Raw genomic sequence first — 8,330 nt, 5'->3', positions numbered from 1 at the left:
CATAACCCAAGGCGATGACGGGAGCCCACTTTAAGTGGCCAAAGAAGGTGTATTGCCCACGCGCGGCTCCCATTAAAGCGACGCCTGCCGCGGATCCGATGGAAAGCAAACTGCCCCCGACACCTGCGGTTAATGTGACCAGTAGCCAGTTGCCCATCGACATGTTTGGTTCCATAGTCAGTACAGCAAACATAACCGGAATGTTATCGACGATTGCAGATAGGACACCAACCATTACGTTTGCCCAGACTGGGTTCCATTGCGTGTACATGACGTTTGAAACCAGTTCGAGGTAGCCAAGTAAACTTAAACCGCCAACACACATCACAACACCATAGAAGAACAACAAGGTGTCCCATTCGGCTCGAGACACACGATGAAACACATCAAACGGAACCACTGAGCCTAAGCGCTTCAATGCCTGATCATCGCCATTGGCAATTGCCATAGCTGCTTTTTTTGCGAGTGAGTGTTTGAGAGTTTGGCGCAAAAAATATCCGAAAAACTGTAAGTACGCCAAGCCCATCATCATGCCCATAACGGGTGGGAAGTGCAGCACAGCATGGAAAGAGACTGCGGTGGCAATCGTCAAAATGAACAACGCGACAATACGCCTTGCCCCGCGTTTTAGCTCAACGTGTTGGTGAATCGTATTCGGTTTTGTGTTTGGAACAAAAAGTGACATCAAAAATGCGGGAACCAAGTAGTTCACCAATGACGGTACAAACAACGGAGTGAACTCAGCAAAGCTGACATGACCGGCCTGCCACACCATCAGGGTTGTAATATCACCAAATGGGCTGAATGCACCGCCAGCATTGGCTGCGATAACAATGTTGATACAAGCAAGATTGACGAACTTAGGATTATCACCAGAGACTTTCATCACTACAGCGCACATCAAAAGGGCCGTAGTTAAGTTATCGGCAATCGGTGAAATGACAAAAGCGAGAAACCCCGTCAGCCAGAACAACTTTTTGAATCCAAAACCTTTACCAACCATCCACGCCTGTAAGGCATCGAAGAGTTTGCGTTCTTCCATTGCGTTGATGTAGGTCATCGCCACGAGCAAAAACAGCAGCAACTCGGCATATTCCAACAAGTTATGTTCTAGTGCGGATTTGGCGATTTCAGGCTGGTTGTGCTGAGCAAAGGTGTAGCCAATCAGAATCCAAATTAACCCTGCAGCGAGCAGCACTGGCTTGGATTTTCTCATTTTCAGATACTCTTCCAACATAACCAGTATGTAAGCGATCGAAAAGATAATCAGAGCCGCGTAACCGACACCAGAATTAACAAGGTTCAGTTCATTGGTTGATGCAGCAAAGGTGGCGCTAGATAACAACAAACAGCAGAAAGCCACAATTGGATAGATTGGCATAGACATTTCTCCTTTGTCTGGTTGGAGAAATATTAGCCACAAATGAATGAGTTAGTTGTGAGAGAGCTCGAATTAACAGTAGGAGTTAGGAAATGATAGTGTGCGCCACTATTTTCTGAGTGACGCAATGCTTGCTGCGCCGAATAAAACCGCAGCGGCATATAAACCGTAAGTTAACCAGTGACTAATCTCTAAAAAAGGAACGAGTCCTTGACCTGCCCACATACAGCCTCCGTTTAATGAGCAATGTTGTAATAGTCGAGCCAATTTAAAGGAAATGAACAATGTTTTTTGTGAGTGAAAGCAAATTCTGAAGGATTAGAAAGTCAAAAATTGGTCAGTGAGAGAGAAATCTCATTTTTAACTGGCTAGCTCTAACCCTTTTGAGTTAAAGCTAGCTATATCTAGAGCTGAATGCATTTAGCGTAGGAGCCATTTTTTCAACGGTGAAGCGTCGATTGCTTTCACAAGCAGTATGGTTGCAACAATCGTTGCAGGATAAATAAACACATCTTTCGCGAGGTGTTGCAGCCCGATAAATCCAGCGACATTCATCATGACAATTATGATAAGCAGATGGCTAACATATATCCCTAACACGCTAGGAGATAGTTTGAAGACCCAAGGCATGCCGCCAAAATGAGGGTGAGCCAAAAGCCACATAAAGACACCTACAGCCCAGATAACGGTACCGAATAGGAAGTCGTGCGAGTTGAAAGCGATGTCATGTTGCATCAGCCAGTAAGCTTCACCAAAATGCAGTGCCATGCCAAGAATAATGCATCGAACCGTATTGTTTCGCGACCACCGCCACTGCGCTTCTCGTGCGAAATAACCCAGAACAACTAGCAACGTGCTGAAAAAAGGCCCATTACGAGTAAAGAAAGGCGCTGGCAGGTCGGTAATGGTCGCGTAACTGCCAGCAAAGACCCCGTATATGTATAGCAATACTGCAGTTGGCAGTATCAGTTGCACCATATTGATATGCACGAGAAAGGCAATTAACGCTACGGCAATGACCAGAGCCGGAATAAACCACAGATGAACGAGTCCGCCTTCGATGAGTGAATTGATCGGGGTTGACATTAAGTACCCCCAATAACCTTGCCTTTCTGCGAGATACCCTGCCTCAGCGACCGTCTGCCATTGGAATGGCATCAGTAAACTGATCATGCTCCAAATGAGCCAAACCTTCATTAACGGTTTGGCGTAGTTCTTAAGAGTATCGATAGGTGAATGACTCAACTTCGGCTGGATTAGATAACCCGAGATGAGAAAGAACAGCGGAACAGCAAAACGAGCCAGTTGGTTGAGCATATAGCCAACCCATGGTATCCCATCCCACTGCCAGTACGTCAGTGCCATCTGGCAATGCAAACCCACAATCGCAAGCATTGCAATGATACGTGCAAACTCTAAGCTGGCTATTTTTTGTTTCTTTGCCATTACATTGTTTACCTAAATAAAAAACTTAGGTGAAAATAGCAGGTTGTTGTTGAAGTAATACGTGAAAAAGTCAACAGACTTGCGCTTACATTGAAGCTGTTTCGAAAATTAAGACTTACTTCAAACTTCTTAATTATTAACCTATTAACGCAATCAATACCTGATTCGTGAGTCGAAAATAGCACTGAATAATGGTTAGACCAGTTAACTCTAGATTGCAAAAAAGAACGATCGTGCTAAAAATAAGATTATGCAAAAAGGAAAAGTGACAAAAGAGTTTATTCTGCAGCGGGCTTTTGAGATCGCCAGCGAAGACGGATTAGAAAGTCTTACGATTGGAGAGTTAGCCAAGCAATGCGGTATGTCGAAAAGTGGTCTGTTTGCCCACTTTAATTCGAAGTTGAATTTACAGCTATCGGTGCTTGATCACGCCAATAAAGTGTTCGCTGATCGGGTTATTGAGCCTGCTCGAGAACTCGGGGATGGCAATATCGAGCGTAAAATTCGAGGGTTGCTCGACTCTTGGATGACTTGGAATCACGCATTCCAAGGAAGTTGTATGTTTCTTGACGCTTGGAATGATACGGCAGATAAAGATTGCCCGCTTCAGGCCGGACTGCGTAAATCCATAGACACTTGGCTGAGCTATTTGGAGATCCAAATAACGAAAGGCAAAGAGAAGCAAGAATTTGCAGCAGACTTAGATACACGCCAAGCAACGTTTGATTTGTACGGTCTCTATTTGAGTGCGCATGTTTTTTACTCAATTAAAGGTGAGCAAGAAAGCTTGCGTCTGTTTTGGCAAGGGATCGACAACTTATTTTCTCGCTGGAAAGGCTAATATCGGTTATTCGCTTCCCAGATTCGTAGACATAAAATCACAAAGAGCGGCTGAGTTCGCTCTTTCTTATCAGCGTAAAAAGCACGACCGTTCTATTTTGTGCAAAGCTGATAGTTAAGGACATGATTATGAGTGAAAAAATTTACTTTAATACATCGCAACGTTTCAGTATTAAGCGCAGTTTGGTGAACATTAGTACTCGGTTACACCATACACTGGCCCCGTCACATGCAAAGAAGACCGCGCGCAAGCTTCTTCTGACACCTGCTCGTACGCAACCTAAAAATATTGAGCCTCAAGGGCTTATCAAAGGTGAAATTAAAGGGCATGCAGGCATCATCAAAACCTATACTTTGGGCTCTGGACCTATTTGGGTGCTAACTCATGGTTGGTCTGGAACGGCAAGTCAGTTTTATCCACTGATGGAACATATTGCGTCGAAAGGGTTTACTGCTTTGGCGTACGATCATCCGGCACATGGTGAGAGTGAGGGGCAGTATGGGCACATTCCGGGGTTTGTCAGAGGATTAGAAGATGTGTTGGATACGGTCGAGGATATTGTTGGCCTAGTTGGGCACAGCATGGGCACCGCTTCTGCTCTTGAGTGTAGGCACAGTAAATTAGAAAACAAGCCTTTGCTGCTTATTGCTCCGGTATTAAATTACGTAGAGAACTTATTCGGTAGCATTGCGCGTTCCGGTTACTCGATGAAGCTTTTTAATGCTGTGGTTTCAGAAGTTGAAGACCAATTTGGTTATCCGTTACAGTCCATTGATCCGATGAAGCGTTTGTCTGAGCGTCCGTCTCACACCATTATTATTCATGATGAGCAAGACAAGTTCACCAAATACAGTGTCTCGGCAAAAGCGGCTGAAGAGATTAAAAACGTTGAGTTAGTGACAACACAAGGTCAGGGGCATGGTCGAGTGATGAAGTGTGAGCAAGTCTTCAGTAGTTTTGACCGTTTGCTCGATAGTGCTTGGTAACCCTTACTTTTACTGATTGACTCGCTCCGTTTTGCGCTAATTCGATTTGAAAGTAACACCTCAGATTTTTTCGTCTCTGGTGTTGCTCTCCTCGTTAAGAGGTTAAATCCAAAAAGGACAGCCGAAGCTGTCCTTTGTTTATTTAGCAGAAAGTCTGCAAGGCTGAAATTAGTTACAGTTAGCTACGCCAACTTCTTTCCAAACGCCCCATTCGCCAGATTGGCTAGGATCGTCACCCTGAGTCCACCATTTCGCTTCCCACGTTTTACCTGCGTGAGTCACTTGGTTACCACCTGTGTACACTGCGCTCGCATCCCATGCGTTGTCACAAGTACCAGGGTTCGGATCGGTTGTGTGCTGTGCAACAACCACTGTCGCGCTTGCCGATGAAGACGCTTTACCGTCGCTCACACTTACAGTGAAGCTTAAGCTTGTGTCTTGCGGGTATTCCGCAGCAGTGAACGTGACTTTGGAGCCTTCAACCGTTGCATTCAGACCTTGAGGTAGAGTCCAGTTGAATGTCAGGGTATCGTTGTCTGCATCGCTAGACGCAGATGCATCTACAACCACAACGTCACCAGCGTTTGCTGTTGCTGGAGCAACAACTTGCGCTATTGGTGCGCTGTTCACTGGGTCAACAACACCTGCTGGTTTCACTGTTACTACAACGAGGTCAGATGCCGTTGCACCTTCGTTATCAGACACCGTCAGCTTGAAAGTTAATTGCTCTTCAACAGTAACTTCTGCTGCATCAAAGCTTGCTTTCGCTGAGTTTGCACCTGTTAGTGCCACTGCTGTGCCAGATACTTGTTCCCAAGCGTAGCTTACGATGGTGCCGTCAGAGTCTTTTGACAGGCTGCCATCTAGAACCACATTTGCAGGACCTGTTACCGATTGATCTGCGCCAGCGGCTGCGGTTGGCTTACGGTTTGGTTGAGGAACCACACCACCAGCCATACCTTCGTGCATCGCGTTTAGAATGTCACCGTTATCCGCGTCAATTTCCCAAGAGAATAGACCAGCAAGACCAAGAGACTTCGCGTAGCTACCTTTTGCTAGCACTGAACGGTGGTCATCAAATGTGATCAACTCACCCGTTGTACGGTTCCATACCCATGGTGCTTCTGCTTGTGCATCGTAGCCGTACTCGAAGCCGTTAATGCCAGTGTTGTTTGCACCTAACATGAATGACTTAATGCCTTTGTAGTCAATTACGCCATCTTCCCAAACACCTTGCGCTGTGCTGCCCTTCAGTTTACCTGTAGCAGTACCTGTCATTGGGTCGTTTGGATCTGTGAGTGTATCTGGAGTTACGCCTTCCCAGCCACGACCGTACATTGCTGTACCAAGTACTAGCTTGTTTGCAGGAACGCCTTGAGCAAGAAGAAGTTGGATGCCGTTATCTGCTGTGTAAGCAGGACCTTTGTACGGTTCGCCGTTCTCATCAACGCCACTACCGTCACACTGACCAGGACGCATGAATGAACCACAGTAAAGCGCAGTCTGGTGACCAGGAACGTTGTTCCAACCGCCGTAGAAGTCGTAAGTCATTGCGAAGATGTAATCCATGTACTGCACCGCATCTGCGTAGTCTACGTCTTCAATCTTGTCGTAACCGACACCGATAGCGGACGTTAGCTCGTAAGTACGGCCTGTCTCAGCTTCTAATTCATCAAGCATTACGCGCAGTTCACGCATCAGTGCGATGTATGCTGGGCCATCGTTTACAGGGTCGCCCTTATCGGCTGCTGCACCGCCGCCGCCAGGGAATTCCCAGTCGATATCAACACCGTCGTAGAATTTCCAAGTTTTCAGGAACTTCTTAACTGATGCGACGAATGTGTCTCGGTTTTTCTTGTCCACGAAATCGAAGAATGGGTCAGACAGTGTCCAACCACCGATCGATGGGATGATTTTTAGATCAGGGTTACGTTGTTTCAATGCCATTAGCATTGCGTAGTTACCCTTGATAGGCGTGCTGTATTCATGACCAGCTTGTGGGAAGCTCTTCTGATAAGCAGCCCAAGGGTCATGGATAACGACTTCATAATCAGGCACACCTGTACAAGCAGTTTGTAGCGCATTGAAACTGTTGCCGCCAACAGACTTCACAGACTCATTTGGGCCACAAATTGGGATAAAACCGTAAAGGATGTGAGTCAAGTTGTCGACCGGCATATTATCGACGGTGTAGTCACGGCCATAGATGCCCCATTCAACAAAATACGTACCCATCACGACGCTTGGATCGGTATTGTAGGTTTTGTTGTTTGGATCAACATTCATCGTTAGTGGCTTCAGGTGAGAACCATCGGTATCTGCAATCGTGATTTCAGCTGGTGCGCTTTTCGCACAACCTGTCGCATCACATGCTTCGATTTCCATTTGGTATAAGCCACCTTGGCCGTATTCAAACGAAGCTGTCGTTTGGCTACCAGTGATAGGGCCGCTTGCTACTTTTACACCATCAAAATAGACGTTGTAAGTGTCACCAGGTGTGCCACTCCACTGGTTAAATTTAACAGTGATCTTCGCTTGCTCATGGTATTTCACCATGTCGTAGTAGCCTGACGTGGTTTCCATCGCGAGTTCAATTTTAGAAAACTGAAGGTTGTTGGAACCGTACATATCGATACTTGGTGCGGTTGGAGCCGCAACTGCAGCACCTGATAGCGCTAAAGCAACTCCAGCTGCACATAGGTTAAATCGAATCATAACTTCTCTCTCAATCCTTGGATTCATGTTCTACCTAGAACATAGGCTGCTCTTGCACCAGATAAGATGATTGGATTTACTCCACGTGCAAAAGCATCACACTCAGCATTTCAGAGAGTTTTTTTTCGTCAAAAAAAATTAAGACGGTTTTCGAGGCACTTGAGAGAACTTAACTAAAACTCGCACTCTGTTACACAGAAAGTGTCAGACTGAGTCAATAATTTATAAAATCTCAGCAGAAACTAAAATTATTGTTTACTCAGTAACGAGTTAGTTAAATGCGATGAAGGCCTTATTTTGTTGTTTATTAAGGTTTTGTTTCATTGATATAGAAAGAGAATTGAAAGGAAAAATAGCCGTGAAGACGTATTAGTCACGGCTGAAGTGTTCACTCAACGCGGCGCGACGTTTAGAGGCTGCGCCGGTTTCTGAGCCCTGAACGGTATGCTCAAATCCTTTACGAATGAATCGCTGATCTGGAATAAGAGGCTCAATACGGCGTATTTGAGGTGAAAGATGAGAGCCCGAGATCTGATACGCGGTCTTTCCTAATCCGGTATTCAACGTGATGACCTTGCCATCGAATTCAAATTCCGTCGTAATAAGTCGATGGTTTCGGTATACCCCATCTTCAGTGAAAACGAGACGTTCTGTTTGGTAGGGTGGCGCGCCAATCTCAATCCATTCGCCGTACACCTTTTCCGGATCAATGTGGTCTTGATAGGAGAGGTGGATTTGATAGCCAAAAAACGTCAACAGACCCATCCCGAAGCAGACAAATGTACTCTTGAGGATTTTGGATTGGTGGCGAGCCAAAAATGAAAGTTTTGGTTCTTGTCGTGCTTTTCGCCTTCGGCGAGTCGAGTCCGTCATAGATCTAATTTTCTCCACTTTTTTAACATGGTGGAAACCTTCCTTTTTAAAAACAAACAATCCCGCCATTGAGACGACGAAACTATGA

General features: G+C 45.7%; 6 protein-coding genes. 2 read left to right on the top strand and 4 right to left on the bottom strand.

What is annotated here, in order from left to right:
• The coding region (gene nhaD / locus IQR33_RS17400; RefSeq protein ID WP_228013959.1) for a sodium:proton antiporter NhaD at positions 1 to 1,381 on the bottom strand (1,381 nt) is incomplete at its 3' end.
• A 420-nt stretch (positions 1,382 to 1,801) separates the two neighbouring features.
• The gene (locus IQR33_RS17395) at positions 1,802 to 2,827 is read right to left on the bottom strand and encodes an acyltransferase (RefSeq protein WP_193837825.1); all 1,026 of its coding nucleotides are present in this window, start codon (positions 2,825 to 2,827) and stop codon (positions 1,802 to 1,804) included.
• 250 nt (positions 2,828 to 3,077) lie between these two features.
• Here IQR33_RS17395 and IQR33_RS17390 point away from each other — a divergent pair, with 250 nt between their 5' ends.
• Together IQR33_RS17390 and IQR33_RS17385 are read left to right on the top strand one after the other, a co-directional pair.
• Positions 3,078 to 3,668 carry a TetR/AcrR family transcriptional regulator gene (locus tag IQR33_RS17390; protein ID WP_047102492.1) on the top strand — a complete coding sequence of 197 codons (591 nt, stop codon included), beginning with the start codon at positions 3,078 to 3,080 and terminating at the stop codon, positions 3,666 to 3,668.
• A gap of 128 nt (positions 3,669 to 3,796) precedes the next feature.
• Positions 3,797 to 4,654 carry an alpha/beta hydrolase gene (locus IQR33_RS17385; RefSeq protein ID WP_017633823.1) on the top strand — a complete coding sequence of 286 codons (858 nt, stop codon included), beginning with the start codon at positions 3,797 to 3,799 and terminating at the stop codon, positions 4,652 to 4,654.
• 168 nt (positions 4,655 to 4,822) lie between these two features.
• Here the strand turns inward: IQR33_RS17385 and IQR33_RS17380 are convergent, their stop codons facing one another.
• A complete protein-coding gene (locus tag IQR33_RS17380; protein WP_193837826.1) occupies positions 4,823 to 7,369 on the bottom strand; it encodes a glycosyl hydrolase family 18 protein in 2,547 nt (848 codons plus the stop codon).
• A 369-nt stretch (positions 7,370 to 7,738) separates the two neighbouring features.
• On the bottom strand, positions 7,739 to 8,242 hold the full coding sequence (locus IQR33_RS17375) for a DUF2850 domain-containing protein (protein ID WP_005374408.1): 504 nt from the start codon (positions 8,240 to 8,242) through the stop codon (positions 7,739 to 7,741).
• Positions 8,243 to 8,330 lie beyond the last annotated feature (88 nt).

The sequence above is a fragment of the Vibrio sp. OPT46 genome (genome assembly GCF_015163535.1).
In the GTDB taxonomy this organism is placed as follows: domain Bacteria; phylum Pseudomonadota; class Gammaproteobacteria; order Enterobacterales; family Vibrionaceae; genus Vibrio; species Vibrio alginolyticus.
The sequence above is the reverse complement of the archived record's forward strand: the minus strand, read 5'-3'. Positions and strand labels throughout refer to the sequence as shown.

Bases quoted from the DNA above. Each gene is read 5' to 3' on its own strand.
- IQR33_RS17395 (WP_193837825.1), bottom strand. From the start codon at position 2,827: ATGGCAAAGAAACAAAAAATAGCCAGCTTAGAGTTTGCACGTATCATT.
- IQR33_RS17390 (WP_047102492.1), top strand. From the start codon at position 3,078: ATGCAAAAAGGAAAAGTGACAAAAGAGTTTATTCTGCAGCGGGCTTTT.
- IQR33_RS17385 (WP_017633823.1), top strand. From the start codon at position 3,797: ATGAGTGAAAAAATTTACTTTAATACATCGCAACGTTTCAGTATTAAG.
- IQR33_RS17380 (WP_193837826.1), bottom strand. From the start codon at position 7,369: ATGATTCGATTTAACCTATGTGCAGCTGGAGTTGCTTTAGCGCTATCA.
- IQR33_RS17375 (WP_005374408.1), bottom strand. From the start codon at position 8,242: ATGACGGACTCGACTCGCCGAAGGCGAAAAGCACGACAAGAACCAAAA.